Genomic DNA, 16,943 nt, shown 5'->3' on the forward strand with positions numbered 1-16,943 from the left:
CGGCCTCGGCGCTAGCTAGCCCGCCTCGTCGGACACGGCAGCGCCGCCACCCCGGACCCAGTCGTCGACTTCGGTTGCCTGAAACTTCCACAGACGGCCGACCTTGTGCGCCGGCATACCCTTCTCGGAGATCCACGAGTAGACCGTGTCCTTCGTGACGCCCAAGTGAGTTGCGATCGCGTCCGCCGACAACCATGGTTCAGGCATCGTGGGCTGCCACCTCCGATTGTTAGCTGTTCTAGTCGGGTTTAGACGAGATTATCCGGAATAGTAGCGGCTCAGATGCATCGACTCGCTGGTATCGGTGGACTCCTGGCTACTACTCAGATGATGTGAGTCAATGTCGTGCACAGCACCTCTACGAATGCGGTGTGCTCCCGGGTCAACCGCCAATCCCATCGGCGCGTCGAGAGTCGCCCATCGTGCTCGACGACCTCGTCGAACACCTTTTCCGCCGCGCGGGCGCCTATCGGGGCAGGGTATGGACGCCATCGTCCGCTTGTTGCGCTGCTTCAGTGGTGTCGGTGTTCTCGATCTCCCCGACGGCAGGAAAGCTTGTTTGTCTCCGGGCTGCGATAAATGGATTGTTCGCCCCAGACGGACGTAGCCCATCGATGACGCTGTCCTCGAACTCCTCAAGCCCAGCGGCCAGTAGATCGGGATCGGGGGCGCTCGTAGCTCTGATCGCAAGGATCTGACGCAGCACCAGCTCAGTCATGGCGACAGCGTTCGGGTACCACGCGGCGATGTCCCGTGGATTGTGGCCATGGATGTCAGGCGGTAAGCCGAGAGCTCGACGCCGATGGGAGATGCCGGGATCGCGGGCGAACACCGACCAGTCGTGCCAGTAGAGCATGGCAGAGACAGCGTCGTGAAAGATCGTGTGGACAGCGCCGCGTCCGAATCGGACGATGAGTCGACGGTGACGAACGTTGGCGGAAGGCACCGCGGGCACCGATGAGACCGAGAACTGGTCGTTGGCTGAACAACGCAGCGTCCCGCCTCCGGTCCACCGGCTGTGCCGGTAGCAGATCACCTGTTCGTGGCTCGCGAAGACGGTCGCGCCGACGGCCTGAGCGTCCCTTGCCGCGACGCAAAGTTGGCATGCCGGTCTGATCGGCGCGCTCGCCGCGACCATACCTGCGAGATGCGGATACTCAGCGATGTCTAACGCACTTCGAAGCTCGGGTAGCGCGGTAACCAGTGCCACTGGGCTGATCAAAGCAAGGCGCGCGAGGACGAATTTCAGCTCGGACCCGCGAGAATTCAACGGCCATGCCGAAGCCGAGATGTGGTTGCGCGTGGCGATCCGCTCTCGGAACGACTTGGTGGTCTCACTTTGCAGTGGCCGGACGCGGAAGGGGAGTGGTGCCAGCTTGGAGGCGTCGTGTGCGGTCACGCCGAGTCTGCCCCGTTCTGATCCTTGGCGTAGGCATCAACTGCGATCGTCTCGAGGAGGTCAACAGTGACCTTTTCCTCGCCAGAGTCGATCGCTTCGGCCGCTGTGTCACAGATTAGGTCGTGCAACGAGGCGATCGATCCGCCGGTCCGATTGAACAGGTAGTCGAACTCATCGACCAACGAGCCCGGTATGTGAAGGGGGAGCGGAAGATAGCGCTCGAAAGAGGCGATCAGCTCCCGCCACTCCCGAACGGCGTCGTCCGTGCGCCGTGTGAAGGGATGCATGTCGATCGGAACCGTGCGCGCCCGCCACTGTTTGCCAGCTTCGCCAGTAAAGAGTGGTGCGCTCTTGAGGGAGACTCCCGCGTAAATCATTGTGGCATCGAGGAATTCCGCGAATGTCTTGACGCTGTCGGCCACTTCGGCGCCTGCGACGCGATCTGTGTTCAACCGCTGCACGTCGTCGATGATGACGAATCGCACGCCAAGATCACGCAGCAGTGCAATGAGGTCGAACATGCGTCCGTCAGAGTTGCGCCCGCGGAGTTGCCGTACTCCGATGAACTCCGCGAACACTGCCCAGAGCTTGTTCGGAGTTGTTGCGGGCGTGATGGATATGTAGACAACTGGGACATACGAGGGGTCGCCGACGCGATTGTTCGCGATACGCAACCGGGTATCGAGTCTCTTCCCCGCATTCATCACAGCCGTCGACTTCCCAGTCCGGACTGGCCCCGAGACGCTCATCCCGCGCCGTGCCACCGAACTCGGGGACTGCGCGGCCCGCAACAAGCGACGGGCGGTCTTCTCGATGGTCACGAGATCCCGCGTCGGAAACGTGCGCTCCTCGTAGATGTAGGCGATGCGGCGATTGTTATAAGTCTCCCGCTCCGAATCGCTCAAGCCTTGGATCTCATCGAGCGTGAGACTCGGACGCTTGTCGTCCGGAGTCGGATCGAAATCGCAGAAGTCTCGCCACTCTTTATTGTTCGATGGGACTGCCATGCTTCACCACTTATCGGTTGTACGGACCGCGGACAGTGGTTGAACTGGAGGCACGTCGGCACTGTTGCGGGGCTGGCGCTCGCTAGGCTCGCTCGCTCCCTCCGGCGCCGGAGCATCGACGGCACGCAAGGCGGCGCGGGTTTGTCCCCGAGCAGCAGCCTCCAGAGCCGGCTTGAGGTCTTTGTCCTGAGGGGTTGGATTGGTCGGGGGACCGGCGCCAAGCCGTTTGTGTATGTCGACGAGCTTGCGCAATACCTGAGCGTCGATCTCATGCCGTTTGTCACCGATGAGCTTCACGACATGTCGCAGCACATCGAGCGCGAACGGGGTCGGAGCGTCTTTCGCACGTATCCATTTGCATTCAATCCACTCCTGACGTTCTTCGTCGCGCAGCCATATCCGCATCATGTTGCCGGGGTCGTATCGGATCTCCCATCTGCCGTCGTGCTGGCGGTTGGGTGACTTCGACCGGCGCAGTTCATGAAATCTAGCGCCGTCGTTGTCATAGATCAGACGTTCAAAGTTGATGCCGTACCGATTGATCCTTCGCCAGTCGCACGGTTGAAGCGAGATCCACTCATCACGTGTAAGTGCCCGCACCCGACCTGGAATGAATTCCGTTAGACCGGAATACATCTCGTTGGGGGCGACTGGCATCGCCGGCGCCACGTCTAGGCTGAGTCCCGAGTGCGATCGAGGCTGGTACACAGAAACCACCCACTCATCGAGCAGAGGCTGGATCAATGTCAGCGGCCAAAGCGGCTCAGCCTCAGGATGACTCCCGCGGTGCACGATCGCGCGACCCTTGTAGCCTGTCATCCACCGCACGAAGTCTTCGCCGATCGTCCTCAGTGTCCGTTCGACGATGGGTTTGTTGGTGGGATCTCGCGGCGACGCGATGCGATGGTTCATCCCCTGCATCTCCAGAACCCGAACAAAGTGCTCGGAAACATAGATTCGCCCCCTGTCGACGAACACGCCGCGGATGTCGATGATCGGGCGCGCAGCCGCATGTTCGGCGAGCACGTCGGCGGGGAGCATGTCGTGGGGGAGGATGGAACGTGCCCACGACATCGCATCTTCCCACTCGGGATGCATCTGCATTGGTCGCATGGCTTTGGTCAGCAGCTCAGTGGCGTCGACACTCGATGCTGCCTTGGGCCGAAGGATGGCGGACGCGATCGTTCTGGTGGCCACGTCTATGGCCAGCGCCAGGTCGGCCCTCTCCGTGCGGCCATCTGGTGTCAGGACAAGCGCATCGAGCGGAGTCGAGTCGAGTTGCAACTCTTGCCCGGGGTAGAGCTGCCGAATCTTGCCGAACGCTCGATCAGGGCTGTTGGCGAGACTTCGGCGAGTTGATGCCTCGCCAAAAGTGTGCTCGCCCCGGTCAAGTTCCTTGAGAAGCTCGTACATTCGCGATCGCTTAGGAACGGTAACGCCGACTTCTTCCAGTTCCTCGGTCGCATACTCGATTACTTGCTTCTTCGACGGTGTCGACTTCTTCTCGAACCGTCGCATGTGCTTCGCGAGACAAGCGTAGACACGCGCGTCCACGCCCGATCCGCGAGTATGTCCCGGCAAGCCGCGGTGATCGGCGCATCCCACAATCCCAAGCTTGCGGAAGCGTCCGTATCGCCGCCACATGGACGACATCGACACCGCAATCCCTCTGCCGCGCAGGTCATCACGACGCATCGCTAGTCGTTCTGCGACAGTGCCTTCCACCGCGATATCGCCGAATCGAGCGCGCTCGGCCGATGTCAAACCGTACTTGACCAGATGCATTTGCTCGTACCAGAACTCGGCGTCTCGTCGGCGTTCAGGGGAGAGCTGATTCAAGATTCGAACATCGGCAAGGCTCCGATTGGCGCGCGCCGCGATGAGCGATTCATCTGCCAGCAACTCTGACGTAGCAAGCTCAATCGTGGTCGCATCAGAACTGCACTGCAAGACAATCGAGACACCGTCGCACGAGGTCACCAGCCAACGATCCCCGCGAAGGCCGATCTCGTCGCCGACCTTGACGTCTATCAACGCCAAACCGTGCTATCGATCGTCAGTGGCACGGCGAGATCGAAGTGCACGTCCCGCTGCCATGCGAGGTGGTGGAATGCGGTCAACGCGCTGATGTGGTCCAATCCACACTCGTGTCCAACTGCGGCCAGAATTGACGCGAGCGGTGCGCCGCCGATCTCGGGTGGGAGTGCCCTAGAGAGGATCGTCTCCCGGACCATCGGCTCGGGTGCGAACCGTCTATGGCTGTACGCCGCAACCAACGCAATGTTGTGCTGCACGGCATCGTGGATTTCGGTGAACTCGTGGTAGGTCCACCCGACGGAGTTGCACACAGCGCGAGTTCGTGAGTGCTGCGTCTGGATGCGTTCTGTGAGGTACTTGCGGGGATGCACGTCAACAACTAGCACCGACCCGTCTGCTAGTCGAGCAAAGAAGTCGGGAGCGTGCCGGGCAGGTTTGGACCCTTTCGGCCATAGCAACCAGAAGGGGTTCGAGCTGACTTTCTCGATCTGGTGGGTGAAGTCGAGCAGCGTCAAAGCGATCATCTCGAAGTACGACTCGAAGCGAACATGTCGACCCGAGCTCGCAAACCAGAAGCTTCCCTCGTGCGCCCGCTTACCCTTGTACGCTGGGAATTTGCGAACAGGCTCGAACTCCTCGAAGGGAATGTCGCGGACCTCATTCACCTCGATTCGACACCTTTGGAGCCGGCCAGTATATCTGTCTCGATACTGCAGCAGATCGTAAGATGCCTCGTTGGTCGGCAGCTTTGACGGAGTCTTTGCCATCAGCGGCCGTCGACCTGATCAAATCGGTCACTCGCACGCCGTACCGACGGATCGGGACGCAGCGTTGGAGGGTGCAGGTTGAGCGGGCGTGGCGTCGACTGACGCGCACAACTATGCTTACGCATAGCGATACCTCCACGGTCTAGGTAGGGGTCATCGCGGCTGGTGTCGCCGTTGGCGCGACGACACCAGCCTTAACAGGCTATCTCAACCTGCTTGCGCTTCGTGCCCGAAGATTACCTTCAAACTGCAGGTGGTGTCCAGTGGTGCCGAGATCAAGTGCTTGCGCGTCGTGCCTCCTCCTTGTCGATCAGCAGCTACTTGAGCTGGTGGCGGTAGTCTATGGGCTACCACACACACCGAATTCCGCACGGAGAACCGAGCCACGGACGAGGCTCGCGGACACGCGCGGTAGCGGTAGCCCTTCAGTTGTGGCGTCGACTGGTTGGGAGACCCTTCAATGAGTGCTGCTTACGATCTGGACGAACTGTCCGGACTCACACCGCACACGACCCGAGCTCGATGCATGAATCCTGAATGCCAGGAGTCGTGCACCTTCAACCCGGACACCGGTGGGCAGAAGCCCCTGTTCTGCAGCGCAAAGTGTCGTGTCGCATTCGGAACTCAAAGACGTAAATTGCTCGATGAACTGGCGCAGGTCGACCAGTTGCTTGCGGATTCTTCCGTCAGCAAGGCCAAGGCTCGCCAGATCGTCAAGTTGCAGACCCACCTGCGATGGCTGCTGGAAAGGTACCCCTCGGACCGGGCTTCAATTGATTGACGAGCCGGCAGAACCGGAAAGCCTATTCTCAGGAGTCACGCTCGACGATAGGCCCGGTCGCGAAACGGAAAGCAGTTACGAGCATCTGAATCGCGCAGCAGGTCCGCTCTGGACCAACACACGAACCCTGATAGATCGGTGGTTTCGCGAGTTCCCAAAGCCCCGCACGGACCTCGCCAAGCGATTTCAGGATCCTGATGCCGCCCAGCACGTGGGGGCCTGGTGGGAGCTTTACATGTACACGCTGTTGCGCCGCTTGGGCTATCACGTCGAGGTGCACCCCGACGTTTCTGGCACCCCCAATCATCCAGACTTTCTCGTTTGCGACGGTGACCAAGCCTTCCACCTTGAGTGCATGGCACTCCTCGACTCCGCACGCGACGACGTCAGCAGCTGGATTCACGAGTGTCTCAATACCGTTGACAATACTGATTTCCTCCTCTCGCTCGACGAGCTGCACGTCGGCAGTCGCCGCCCGAAGAAGCGCGCAATCACCCGTCCCGTCGAGGAATGGCTCTCTGGACTCAACGCCGACGTTCTCTTGACCATGGACACAAACTCGCGGCGAGTTCCTGAACATTCGTTCGAGTTCGCTGACTCAAGCGTCGTTCTCAGTGCATGGCCGGTCAGGCCCACGGCCCGTGGCAACTGCGGGCGACGGGTTGGGTCAAGTTCGATCCAAACACCTGACCGAGACGAGACCGAAGCGGTCCGCGCAGCACTGCGTAAGAAGGGGACTCGCTACGGCAGACGTCCTGATCAACCGCTAGTGATCGCGCTCCTCGGATGGTCCTCGTGGGCCGACGACAGCACCATCACGGACGCGCTCTTTGGCTCCCGAGGCGTCTCCTACATGGCCCACGACCCGAACTCCGTACGTTCGTATCGCTTTCCGAACGGCTACTGGAAACCGACGTCGCCACGATCTGGGAAGGCCGTTTCCGCTGTGCTATTCGCTGATCATTCTCTGAAGGCTTACCGGCCAAATGCTGATCTCCCGCGACTGTGGATCAATCCGTGGGCCAACCGGCCACTGAATCCCATTCGGTCGCTGTCGTATTTGTCGGTCAGCGCTGTGGGCGCACTGGAACGCGTCGACTCGATCGACCAGGACGTGCCGAAAGTCCTAGACCTTCCCGAGTATTGGTGCAAGTGAGGTCCACCGTCATCGAGGACTTGATCGATCCGCGGCATGCTCAGCGAATCGGTACAGCGGGTTTGTTGCTGCTGCCGAACGTGATTCGGCACCTGCCGCGGCGACGTAGCGCTGTGAGGTCGTCATGGACTCGTGACCCAAGAGCTTCATGAGGGTATAGATGTTGACGTCGGCGTTCGCCAGTTCCGTGGCGAAAGTGTGCCGCAGGCCGTGCACCAGTGCACCGGCGATCGGTTGCGCATCAGGGCCGGCAAGCTTGAATGCGCGAGCTATCCGCGACTGCAATGTGCCGCGACTAATGCGTTTACCGTCACGGCCTACAAATAGCGGAGCGGAAGCTGCCCACCATCTGAGTGGGTCGGAGTTGACCTTCTTGTGCTGCAGAGGAATACGCAGTGCACGCGTCTGGAGGTATACCCGGACAGCATCGAGATAGCTGCTCTCGACTGGCACATGGCGGTGCTTGCCACCTTTGCCACGCACATAGATCACGCCCGAGCCGTCGGTGTTGGTGCGAATGTCACCGACATCGGACCCGCGGAGTTCCTCAGCGCGCAGCCCGGCCAGTAGCCCGGTGAGCACAATCGCCAGGTCACGTTCGGGCCAGTCGGTAACGCGGCGCTGGATACCCGGATCGACTATCGCGCCAAGCAGGGACTCGACTGCCGACTCAGGCAAGGCCTTTGGGAGAGTCTTGGGCAGCTTCGGACGACCGACTAGTGCCATCGGGTTGGACTCCAGCAATTCAGCAGTGAATAGGAACGTACACAGGACATTCCAGGTGGACCAACACCGGCGAATCGAGGCTGGCGAATGGTCCCGCGCATACATCGCGAATGCAGTTCTTACGGACGACTTGGTGATGTCATCGATCGCCAACTCTTCAGCATGCCCAGCGATCAGGGCCGCGATGGCCGCGAAGTCTTGCCTATAGGCTTTGAGCGAATGAGGAGAGAGCTTGCGGATCTGGCGGTCGTCGATGAACTGCTCGAACCAGCCGGGGTAGTCGTGCGGTGACTCGGCAGAGTGGGCGTCAGGCATGTGAACAACCCTGCCAGACAATATATGGATAATCGACATTATTCATGATATTTGGGCGGAGAAGACCCTGGACCGGCGGGGACGCTCGATGGCGCGAGTCTTGACTACCGTCACAGTGACGTAAATAAGTCGCAGGACTGGAAGATTCCTTGCAGCATTCCGGCGCCGGAGATGCCGGCCCAGACGCGGCGACAGTCGAGGCGCGCGCCCCGCCAACAAGCGATGAGCGGGTCACCGACAACTCGGCAGACCGTCAGCGGTGGCGGACTCTCATGTCTTTCCGGATTCTGGGCTACTGTCGGACAGCTGCCACGTTTTCCTGGATTACTGTCAGCTAGTTCCGGATCGGACATCGGTGACCGTTCACATCGAGTATTCATCTGTTTTCGAACTCGATAGGTAATAACGCCGATAAGATATCTTATGTCAAGTGGTAGCTTGACAACCCGCTGGTATAGCGAAAAGCGCTCGCTACCGCGCAGTCTCGCTCGATACGATTCCGACCGATTCACTTGCTGGGAGTCTGCTCCTGAGGCTGGTCGGTTGAGTTCCAGTAGAAGGGTAGGAAGCGCCTGATGGCCTGTCGGATTAGCGAGCTGGTGCTCGAGTGTCACGACCCTGGCGTTGTCTACAGCCATCGTTCGACGTGGCTGCATTCTCAGGCGGCGTGCATCTCGAATGCGTTCCTCCTCATTATCGGAATCGGCGTGGAGCCCAACGTCGACCTCGCCGCCGCCGCAGACCTTCGACCTCGCCGCCGCAGACCTTGCCGTTGACATGGCGTCGTCATCGACGGCCACGCTTGGACCAGTGATCCCGACGTCGTGGCCGCCGGGGATTGCGCCAGCCACGACATGGCCCGCTACGGACGTCGCATTCGCCTGGAGTCCGTGCCGAGCGCCGCCGAGTGGGCCAAGGTCGCTGCCGCGACCATCTGCGGAAAGCCTAAGGAGATAAAGGCGCTCCCCTGGTTCTGGTCGGATCAATACGATCTCAAGCTCCAGATCGCCGGGCTCAACACTGGATACGACGAAGTCGTCCTCAGTGGAAACCCGACCCGTGACTGCGACTTCACCTGCTACTACCTACGCAGTGCGGAGCTGATTGCGGCGGACTGCATCAATCGTCCCCGCGATTTCATGTTCAGTAAGCGGGTCATCACCCAGCAGCTCCCCATCGGCCGCGCCGAACTGTCACCCGCCGGTGCAGTGTGAGGCGACTCTGCCTTGAGGGCGATCGATGTGAGTCGGCGAGCGATACGCAATTCGAAAGGACGAACAGGTCCAAACCTCATTCGGCGCGTCCACTGACGAAAAGTCGCGGCTTCGATAGCCTGGCTCGCGAATCGGCCTTTCCCGCCGAGCTCGACATCGACCCATGGGCTATGCATGCCCCAACCTGGAACGCATCCTGGCAATTGACTGGTCTTCGACACCAACGCCCCGCGACTCGGAAAGGACGGCATATGCTCCGCAAGACCTACATCCAGGGTTACCCCCATCAGATCGGGGGCCACTGTGGTTCAGGCGCGATGCGAGATCTGCTGCACTGGCACGATCTCGGGTGGGACGGACCGCCCAGCGAAGGGCTCGTATTTACCCTCGGGGGCGCCTTGGGGTTGTCCTATCTTCGATCGAATGCCCTCGTTCCACCGCTGTATCTGGTGGGACGAGGTGCCGACTTCGAAGTCGACCTACCCCGCCGGCTCGGCGGGCAGGTCCAGGTCCTCACCACCGATGATCCAGAGGAGGGATGGTCGTGGGTACGCGACGAAATCGACTCCGGTCGACCAAGCCTGGTGTGGGGCGACATCGCCGAGCTACCGTATCTGAGGGTCCAGATGCAGATGAGCCGCCACGACATCGTCGTAATCGGCTACGACGAGGACGCGGGCGTAGCGTTCGTCGTAGACAACGACCGGGCCGAGGTGCAGGCGGTCCCCTTCCACTCGCTGGCTCGGGCCAGGTCTTCGACGTCGTTCCCACAGCCGACGCGCCACTGCACGTATCGCATTACCTGGCCGAGCGAGCTCCCCACTATCGGCGACACTGCAGCGGCAGCGTTTCGGCAGTCTGCTGACAACTTGCGTCAGGCATCGGGGGCAAGCATCGCCGATCTCACCGCAGCCAGCGGTGCCGAGGGCTTGGCCGCTGCGGCAGCGCTGGCCGCCGACGTCCACGCCTGGGCCGACCTTCCAGATGACGAACTTGAAATCTTACTGTTCGGCCTCGGCGCGTTCATCGAGAAGGCAGGCACCGGCGGCGGGTTGTTCCGACGCTTACTCGCCGAGGGGTGCGCTGAGGTCGCAAGACTGACTGGCGACCTCGCCACAGCAGACCTGGCGCAAGCCGCCGACTGCTGTGCGCGGGCCTGGACCGAGACCGCGCGCGCCGGGATCCAGCGCGGTGCTGATGTGCGAGCTCGCCTAGATGCGGTGGCCGAGGCCGCCGGTCGACTGCCAAAGGAGGAGACTGATCTTGTCGAGGCTTTGGAACTTGCGTCCAGCTCGTTGGCGACTGCAGACCACTAACCGTCGTCTCGTGGAAATAAGATCAGGAGCCCATTATGTAAGACGAAGTTGTTGTAGAGAACGGCGTTACACGGGGAACACGTTTTGTTGCGGTGGAACTTTGATATATCTCTCAAAAGAGAACGCTAGTGACAAATACACCATGGACGCATCCCGCCGGCACACTCGACGGGGTCGCTGCGCGACCAGCTCATCGAACTGATGTGAGTAGTTCGACCAGGACAACGACGCCGAGCAACGAACCGACACCGACGCCATGATCAGGACCATCACCAGGTTCGCTTCGATCAGTGAACTCGAGTGGGCCGGCAGGCTGCCTGAACATATGGGCGGTGGAGAACAGCAAAGGCCTCGGCCATCCTGTCGCTGTGGCTGCTCGAGCAGGGGAATCGGTTGTCGATGTCCCTCCACCGAGACCGCCCGAGTGCGCCAGCTCTCCCGCGCGGCGGGCCGCTGATGCGGTGCGGGCGGCGCAGCGGGACCGGCAACAGGTACTCGACTGTGAGGCGGCGGGTGACAGCCGGGGTTGCAGCAACCACAAGGTGAGCCCGGCAGGTCGTCCCACGCCGCGGCGATCGCGCCGCCGTGCGCCATCGCCGAGAGTCGTGACATGCAGGGGCGCTGCGGCAAAGAGGGAAGCTTGTCGGCTGAGCAGCGGGTAATCGACCAGTACCGCCAACCATTTGAAGCCATTCTGCAAAGCTCTCATGCCCGCGAGGAACTAGACGACTTCGACATCGAACTCGCAATGTGCCAACTTCTCGGACCGCTGGTATTTCGCACGAAGAACCGGGCTACGAAACATCGACCGGCACGACTGCGCGCACATCGTTGACGACTTCCTCGCCGCCCACCAACGCACACACACCCCTCAACCGGAACGCACGATCAACCCGACCGCAACGCAAAGAATCGGTCGAATCGCGCCGCCACTGGCAAAACAAGTTCGGCGAATGGCTCGCTGCCAAACATGGTCAGTCCACTTAGCGGCGGGACGCGAACCCGGGATGACTGAATGGCAGACCACGTGAGAAGGCGACGCCTATGGTCGCGCCCGCGCCATCGATGATTCCCCACGTCGTTTCCAACAGGTGTGCGGCGAAGAACTTGTCGTCCACCCCTTGCTCACGACCGCCGTCGGTCCACCACTGCGTCGCAGATAGACCAGAACCCAGAATGGACGCCACGGCCATGGGAATAATCGAGGTATCTGCATGAATACGCTGCAGAGATTCAGTAAACCGACCGGCGATGACCTCCATCACCGACCTCAATTGCTCCGCAACTCCGCCGCTTCCCGATCCGGAGTACTCAAACAAATGATTCGCCATGAGAAATCTGACGACCACGGGATGTTGCCCGACGAGCGCGACGTACGACTGGATAGACGAGCGAACCATGTCGTCGACCGAAGCATGTTCTTGCTCGGCAAAAATTGTGACTTGCGCCGACTCCCACATCAACGCCCCGAGCTTCGCCGCCACCGCCCCGTTCAAGCCCGCTTTGTCGCCGAAGTAGCGGTACAGCTTCGGCTTAGATACGCCTGCCTCCGCAGCGATGTCGTCCATGCTGACGCTTGCGCCATAGCGTTCGATGATCCGGATGGCCGCGTCGACCGGCTGTGCGCGTACCGCGACTCGGTGTTCATCCCAACGAGTGCTACGGGCATCCATCACCCGGCGCTGCACCTGAGATGGCGCGGAGGAAACTCGGCGGACGACTGACATTCTAGGAGTAACAATACCGGAAGTCCCTCCCCCAAGCGATCATCAGCTCATGTGCATTCGGTCATAGATACGGTTCAGGAGTCAACTTTCTACCGTGGCTGCGTCCAATCGCGCCGCTGCTTCGTTGAAATCGTTCGGTGCCTCCATGTTGATCATGTGACCGATCTGCGGCAACACCACGAAATCGTGCAACCGACCGCGCTGCTGCAGGCGTTCGGCGAGATCAATGGAATGAACCTCGGGTGTCAACTTGTCGGCAGAGCCCACGATCACTGTCGTCGGAACCGCAAGTGAGTCGACTCCTTTGCTGACGTCAATGGAGGCCAGGACCTTGCCCCACATTCCCCGCACCGCAGGGGGGCAACGCAGCACTATGTCGGAACACTCCGCTACAACGTCGGCCGACGCGTGCGGGCCCATCGTCCCGTATTTTACCAACCGTCGGTTGAAACGAGTGTCAAGCATCTCCGGTCCCGCGATGGCGAGCCCGGCTGCGAAGGCTCGCTCCAGTGTGGCGCGGAGTCGACGTGGCGACCTTATTAACGTCGATCGGCTAACCAACTGGGAGGGTCCAGTGCTCGCCAAGACGGCACCACGGGCTAGGAGGGGCACCGACTCCGGGTGCTCGGCAGCCCAACCCATGATGGACATCCCGCCCATACTGTGACCGGACACCAAGGCCTTACGACCCGACGTGACGACCGCGCGCAAGACCGCCTCGAGATCGTCGCCGAGCAACGACGAAGAGAAGGGGGCGCGACCCCGGTCACTCCAGCCATGTCCTCGTTGGTCATATACCACCACACGGTGTGTGTTGGCGAAGTGTTCGATCTGAGGTCTCCAGAACCGACCCTGGCAAGCCCACCCGTGGCTGAACACCACCAGCGGCGCATCATCACCCAGCCCGTACTCCTCGACGAACAGCCTCGTGCCGTCAGTGGAGAGAACCTCGCGCGACCGCCGCGACAGTAGGCCGGCTCCCGAAGAGTCAGAGGTCATCGAAACTCACCGTCACAGCGTCGGTGAGCGGAAGTGCCTGGCACGCGAGTCGCTCACCGTCCTCGATGTCGTCATCGACGAGGATGTTGTTTTGCACCATGTCGACATCGCCTTCGATGAGTTTGCAGACACACGCGCTGCATGCGCCCTCTCGACACGAGTATGGGGCGTTGTGTCCTTGCGAGAGAAGCACGTCGAGCAGCGGCGTGTTACGTGGCCATGCCGTGGTGATGCACTCTCCGTTGAGATAAACCGTGGCCGTCGCCACACCCTCGTCGTCACTGAGTCGACGCAGTGTGGCGGTGTCGAACGGGTCACCCGCCAGGGACTGGAACACCTCGCGATGCACACCCGAATGGTCCACTCCACACGCGGCGGCGGACCTTTCCACCAGGTCCATGAAGGGGGCAGGGCCGCAGGTGAAAATCTCCGCCCCTTTGTGGTCACGGATAATTTTCTCGACAGCCTCGGATGTGGGGATCCCGTTCTCGGACTCAAGCCAGCCGACCAAAGTGAACCGCTCGGCGAACTCAGAGCTGATTTGCTGAAGCTGGCGCTCGTACATGATCGAGTCGGCGTCACGGTTCGCGTAGAACAGGACGACGTCCCCACCGCCCGACACCAGTGCCGACTTCACCAGCGACAGGACCGGCGTGATGCCGCTTCCGCCAGCGAAGAAAAGCATGTCGACGTCGAGGCTCTTCGCGGTAAACTTCCCTGACGGCGTGAGGACGGTCAGCTCCATGCCGGCGAAGACGTTGTCGCACAACCAGTTCGACGCATATCCCCCATCGGTGCGCTTGACCCCGATCTCGAGGCGGAAGTCATCGACATGAGGCGAACTGCTCAGCGAATAACATCGTGCGACGTGGCCCGTCTGGTCAGACGGGATCTTCAGCGTGATGAACTGCCCGGGAAGGTGTTTGAAATCGTCGACGATCTCGTCAGGCACCTCGAAGGCGATGCTCACAGAGTCCTTGGTCTCTTGCACGACCTCCGACACGGTCAGCGTCCGTGAGCGGGCGGTGGTGCCCGGCCGATTCTCCTGCTCGACGGTCATTTGATGATTCCCCGCTTGCGAGCGAAGGCGTAGCCCGCGCGGGTGATAGGCGCAGAGATGTCCTGGTAGCGCGGACCCACAACGCGTGCGACAAAGTCGAAGCCCCGTGCGTCTGCGCCGATCAGCACTCGGGGCTTCTTCTTGTCCATTCCCTTGAGGATGGTGGACGCCGCTTTCTCCGGAGTGGTCCTGGCGATGCTGTTGAACATTGTGGCAATGGTGGCGGTATCTGCCCCCATATCGGATACACCCCGAGCGTTATTGACGATATTTGTCTTGACGCCGCCGGGGTGAACGCATGTCACTGTGACCGGATGCCGACTGATCTTCATCTCTTGGCGAAGCGCTTCGGTGAAGCCACGCACACCGAACTTGGCGGCGTTGTAAGCACTTTGACTGGGAATACCGACCAGACCGAAGACGCTGGAGGTATTCACCAGATGACCATCACCGGAGGCGATCAGATAAGGCAGGAAGGCCTTCGTCCCATTGACGACACCACCGAAGTTGATACCCATCAGCCAGTCAAAGTCCTCCCAAGACATGTCAACAACGTCGGCGCCGAGGGCGACGCCGGCGTTGTTGAACACCATGTTCACGCACCCGAAAGATGACTGGACGCTTTCGGCGTAATCCTGGAAGGCAGCACGATCTGCCACGTCCAACACGGCGGTCTCGACTTTCGCCCGATGCGCGGTACGGCACATAGCCGCCGTCTCCGCGAGATGCACCTCGTCGACGTCGGACAAGGAAAGGCTGGCCCCGCGTCCGGCAAGTTGAAGCGCAAGGGACCGGCCGATCCCTGAGGCGGCTCCCGTGACGACTGCGACCTGGTTCGCATAGTTATCTGTTGTCGAACTACTCACTGTTGAATACTCACTTCTCGATGACCTACGGCTGGGTTGTCAGGCGATCTCGTACTCGGCGGGCTTGAAGTCCTTCGTCGCTCGCCAGTACTGCCAGGTGAACCCGGGCCACACCGTACGGTTGACACCCTGCGAGTCCAGATACCAGCTCGTACACCCGCCGTTGGTCCATACCCCCTTGGCGAGCTTGTGCTGAATGTTCTTGTTGAAGTGTTCTTGAACCTCGGGCCGCACATCTACACGCTGCGCTCCGCGACTGTCGACGGCGTCGATGGCCTTCATGATGTACTTGATCTGCTGCTCGATCATGAATACGACAGAGTTGTGTCCAAGACCTGTGTTGGGCCCGAGCAGGAAGAACAGGTTCGGGAAGCCCTCGGTGGTGATGCCGAGGTGGGTGTTGATGCCCGTCCGGTGCCAGTGCGACGGCAAGTCTTCGCCCCGGGCGCCCTTGAGCGCGAGTTGATCGAATCCGTCTGTGACATGGAACCCTGTGGCGTAAATGATCACATCTACAGGATGTGACACGCCGTCAGCGGTGACGATAGAATCCGCGGTGACCTTTTCAATCCGATCACTGATCACTGTCGTGTTGGGCGCGGCGAGTGCAGGGTAGTAGTCGTTCGATCCCAGGATGCGTTTGCATCCGATGCGGTAGGACGGCATCAGCTTTCTGCGTAGCTCAGGGTCGGCGATAGAACGCTCGATGTTCCATTTCGCCACTTTTTCGATTGGTCGCATAAGGTTGGAGTGGCCGTTGAGCCCGAAGGCCAGGCTCTCTGCGCCCCAGTAGACCGACCACCGAGCGAGGCGGCGTGTGATAGGGATCTTGCTGAGCACGGTCCGAAGTGCCGTCGGCACCGCGAAGTTCTTGCGTGGAAGTACCCAAGCCGGGGTTCGCTGGAAGACCGTGAGTGTGCCGGCCTCCTTCTGCACGAATGGCACGAACTGAATCGCGCTGGCACCGGTGCCAATGACGGCCACCCGCTTGCCCTGGAGATCCACCGTGTGGTCCCACTTTGCCGAATGGAATGCCTGGCCGGCGAACTCATCGATTCCGGGGATGTTCGGATAGTTCGGGATGTGCAGAGCGCCGACACCGGACACGACGTACTGCGCGATGTACTCCCGGCCCGACTCGGTACGCAGGTGCCACCGAGATTCGGACTCGCTCCAGTATCCGGAGACCAACTTCTGCCCAAAATGGATCTTCTGAGTGACACCACGCTTGTCGGAGATCTCTTTCAGGTACTGCTCGATTTCGGGCTGCGAAGACCACACCTTCGACCAACTACCGCGGCTCTCGAACGAGTAGGAGTACATCAGTGACGGCACGTCGCATGCGCATCCTGGATAGGTGTTGTCGCGCCAGGTTCCACCGACAGAGTCGGCCTTTTCCAGCACGATGAAATCGCTATACCCGCGCCGGCGGAGCTGCACGGCCATACCGAGCCCAGAAAATCCGCTGCCGATGATGAGTACCTTGGTGATTATAGGCTCGGCTATTCCCGGGTCTGTCGCCGTGGCGGCGCGCGCCGCGCGCTTGGTGTTGGAGGACGGCATTGAGTGAAAA

14 protein-coding genes and 3 pseudogenes are annotated in these 16,943 nt (G+C 60.7%); 4 read left to right on the forward strand and 13 right to left on the reverse strand.

Translation table 11 applies throughout. From position 1 onward, the window contains the following. Positions 1–15: 15 nt before the first annotated feature. The 5 genes from ABLE92_RS16220 to ABLE92_RS16240 form a co-directional block, all read right to left on the reverse strand. Entirely contained in the window at positions 16–207 is a 192-nt protein-coding gene (locus ABLE92_RS16220; RefSeq protein WP_348805807.1) for a helix-turn-helix domain-containing protein, read from the reverse strand. A 259-nt stretch (positions 208–466) separates the two neighbouring features. Continuing rightward, entirely contained in the window at positions 467–1,399 is a 933-nt protein-coding gene (locus tag ABLE92_RS16225) for a hypothetical protein (protein ID WP_348805808.1), read from the reverse strand. Next, positions 1,396–2,406 carry a TniB family NTP-binding protein gene (locus ABLE92_RS16230; RefSeq protein WP_348805809.1) on the reverse strand — a complete coding sequence of 337 codons (1,011 nt, stop codon included), beginning with the start codon at positions 2,404–2,406 and terminating at the stop codon, positions 1,396–1,398. The genes ABLE92_RS16225 and ABLE92_RS16230 overlap by 4 nt, the downstream gene beginning before the upstream one ends. A gap of 3 nt (positions 2,407–2,409) precedes the next feature. After that, positions 2,410–4,440, reverse strand: a complete 2,031-nt coding sequence (locus tag ABLE92_RS16235) for a TnsB C-terminal domain-containing protein (RefSeq protein ID WP_348805810.1) — start codon at positions 4,438–4,440, stop codon at positions 2,410–2,412. Continuing rightward, complete coding sequence (locus ABLE92_RS16240) at positions 4,437–5,108, reverse strand: TnsA-like heteromeric transposase endonuclease subunit (protein ID WP_348805811.1); 672 nt, start codon at positions 5,106–5,108, stop codon at positions 4,437–4,439. Before ABLE92_RS16240 ends, ABLE92_RS16235 begins: the two co-directional genes overlap by 4 nt. 562 nt (positions 5,109–5,670) lie before the next feature. On the opposite strand from ABLE92_RS16240, the gene ABLE92_RS16245 reads away from it, so the two are divergent. Further along, positions 5,671–5,991 carry a hypothetical protein gene (locus ABLE92_RS16245; protein ID WP_348805812.1) on the forward strand — a complete coding sequence of 107 codons (321 nt, stop codon included), beginning with the start codon at positions 5,671–5,673 and terminating at the stop codon, positions 5,989–5,991. A gap of 28 nt (positions 5,992–6,019) precedes the next feature. On the opposite strand, the gene ABLE92_RS16250 is transcribed toward ABLE92_RS16245, so the two are convergent. Together ABLE92_RS16250 and ABLE92_RS16255 are read right to left on the reverse strand one after the other, a co-directional pair. Beyond that, positions 6,020–6,571: a hypothetical protein gene (locus ABLE92_RS16250; RefSeq protein WP_348805813.1), complete on the reverse strand. Its 552-nt coding sequence runs from the start codon at positions 6,569–6,571 to the stop codon at positions 6,020–6,022. A 585-nt stretch (positions 6,572–7,156) separates the two neighbouring features. Then, a complete protein-coding gene (locus ABLE92_RS16255; RefSeq protein ID WP_348805814.1) occupies positions 7,157–8,188 on the reverse strand; it encodes a tyrosine-type recombinase/integrase in 1,032 nt (343 codons plus the stop codon). Between the two features lie 680 nt (positions 8,189–8,868). Here ABLE92_RS16255 and ABLE92_RS16260 point away from each other — a divergent pair. Both ABLE92_RS16260 and ABLE92_RS16265 read left to right on the forward strand, forming a co-directional pair. Beyond that, positions 8,869–9,402 (forward strand): annotated as a pseudogene (locus ABLE92_RS16260) (oxidoreductase C-terminal domain-containing protein); the annotation flags it as partial. 251 nt (positions 9,403–9,653) lie between these two features. Next, on the forward strand, positions 9,654–10,718 hold the full coding sequence (locus ABLE92_RS16265; RefSeq protein WP_009678370.1) for a BtrH N-terminal domain-containing protein: 1,065 nt from the start codon (positions 9,654–9,656) through the stop codon (positions 10,716–10,718). Positions 10,719–11,146: 428 nt separating this feature from the next. Here the strand turns inward: ABLE92_RS16265 and ABLE92_RS16270 are convergent. After that, positions 11,147–11,312: pseudogene (locus ABLE92_RS16270) on the reverse strand (PaaI family thioesterase); the annotation flags it as partial. Between the two features lie 61 nt (positions 11,313–11,373). On the opposite strand from ABLE92_RS16270, the pseudogene ABLE92_RS26190 reads away from it, so the two are divergent. Further along, a pseudogene (locus ABLE92_RS26190) lies at positions 11,374–11,590 on the forward strand (TetR family transcriptional regulator); the annotation flags it as partial. A gap of 111 nt (positions 11,591–11,701) precedes the next feature. Here the strand turns inward: ABLE92_RS26190 and ABLE92_RS16280 are convergent. The 5 genes from ABLE92_RS16280 to ABLE92_RS16300 form a co-directional block, all read right to left on the reverse strand. Then, positions 11,702–12,445, reverse strand: a complete 744-nt coding sequence (locus tag ABLE92_RS16280) for a TetR/AcrR family transcriptional regulator (protein ID WP_348805815.1) — start codon at positions 12,443–12,445, stop codon at positions 11,702–11,704. Positions 12,446–12,526: 81 nt separating this feature from the next. After that, positions 12,527–13,444: an alpha/beta fold hydrolase gene (locus tag ABLE92_RS16285; protein ID WP_348805816.1), complete on the reverse strand. Its 918-nt coding sequence runs from the start codon at positions 13,442–13,444 to the stop codon at positions 12,527–12,529. Then, on the reverse strand, positions 13,434–14,504 hold the full coding sequence (locus ABLE92_RS16290; RefSeq protein ID WP_348805817.1) for a 2Fe-2S iron-sulfur cluster-binding protein: 1,071 nt from the start codon (positions 14,502–14,504) through the stop codon (positions 13,434–13,436). The genes ABLE92_RS16285 and ABLE92_RS16290 overlap by 11 nt, the downstream gene beginning before the upstream one ends. Next, positions 14,501–15,370: an SDR family NAD(P)-dependent oxidoreductase gene (locus ABLE92_RS16295; protein WP_035756058.1), complete on the reverse strand. Its 870-nt coding sequence runs from the start codon at positions 15,368–15,370 to the stop codon at positions 14,501–14,503. Before ABLE92_RS16295 ends, ABLE92_RS16290 begins: the two co-directional genes overlap by 4 nt. A 39-nt stretch (positions 15,371–15,409) precedes the next feature. Beyond that, positions 15,410–16,933, reverse strand: coding sequence for a flavin-containing monooxygenase (locus ABLE92_RS16300; RefSeq protein ID WP_006361211.1), 1,524 nt, complete (start codon positions 16,931–16,933; stop codon positions 15,410–15,412). Positions 16,934–16,943 lie beyond the last annotated feature (10 nt).

It is taken from the genome of Gordonia oleivorans, assembly GCF_040044975.1.
Taxonomy (GTDB): domain Bacteria; phylum Actinomycetota; class Actinomycetes; order Mycobacteriales; family Mycobacteriaceae; genus Gordonia; species Gordonia oleivorans.

Bases quoted from the DNA above. Each gene is read 5' to 3' on its own strand.
- ABLE92_RS16220 (WP_348805807.1), bottom strand. From the start codon at position 207: ATGCCTGAACCATGGTTGTCGGCGGACGCGATCGCAACTCACTTGGGC.
- ABLE92_RS16230 (WP_348805809.1), bottom strand. From the start codon at position 2,406: ATGGCAGTCCCATCGAACAATAAAGAGTGGCGAGACTTCTGCGATTTC.
- ABLE92_RS16245 (WP_348805812.1), top strand. From the start codon at position 5,671: ATGAGTGCTGCTTACGATCTGGACGAACTGTCCGGACTCACACCGCAC.
- ABLE92_RS16250 (WP_348805813.1), bottom strand. From the start codon at position 6,571: ATGTTCAGGAACTCGCCGCGAGTTTGTGTCCATGGTCAAGAGAACGTC.
- ABLE92_RS16255 (WP_348805814.1), bottom strand. From the start codon at position 8,188: ATGCCTGACGCCCACTCTGCCGAGTCACCGCACGACTACCCCGGCTGG.
- ABLE92_RS16265 (WP_009678370.1), top strand. From the start codon at position 9,654: ATGCTCCGCAAGACCTACATCCAGGGTTACCCCCATCAGATCGGGGGC.
- ABLE92_RS16280 (WP_348805815.1), bottom strand. From the start codon at position 12,445: ATGTCAGTCGTCCGCCGAGTTTCCTCCGCGCCATCTCAGGTGCAGCGC.
- ABLE92_RS16285 (WP_348805816.1), bottom strand. From the start codon at position 13,444: ATGACCTCTGACTCTTCGGGAGCCGGCCTACTGTCGCGGCGGTCGCGC.
- ABLE92_RS16290 (WP_348805817.1), bottom strand. From the start codon at position 14,504: ATGACCGTCGAGCAGGAGAATCGGCCGGGCACCACCGCCCGCTCACGG.
- ABLE92_RS16300 (WP_006361211.1), bottom strand. From the start codon at position 16,933: ATGCCGTCCTCCAACACCAAGCGCGCGGCGCGCGCCGCCACGGCGACA.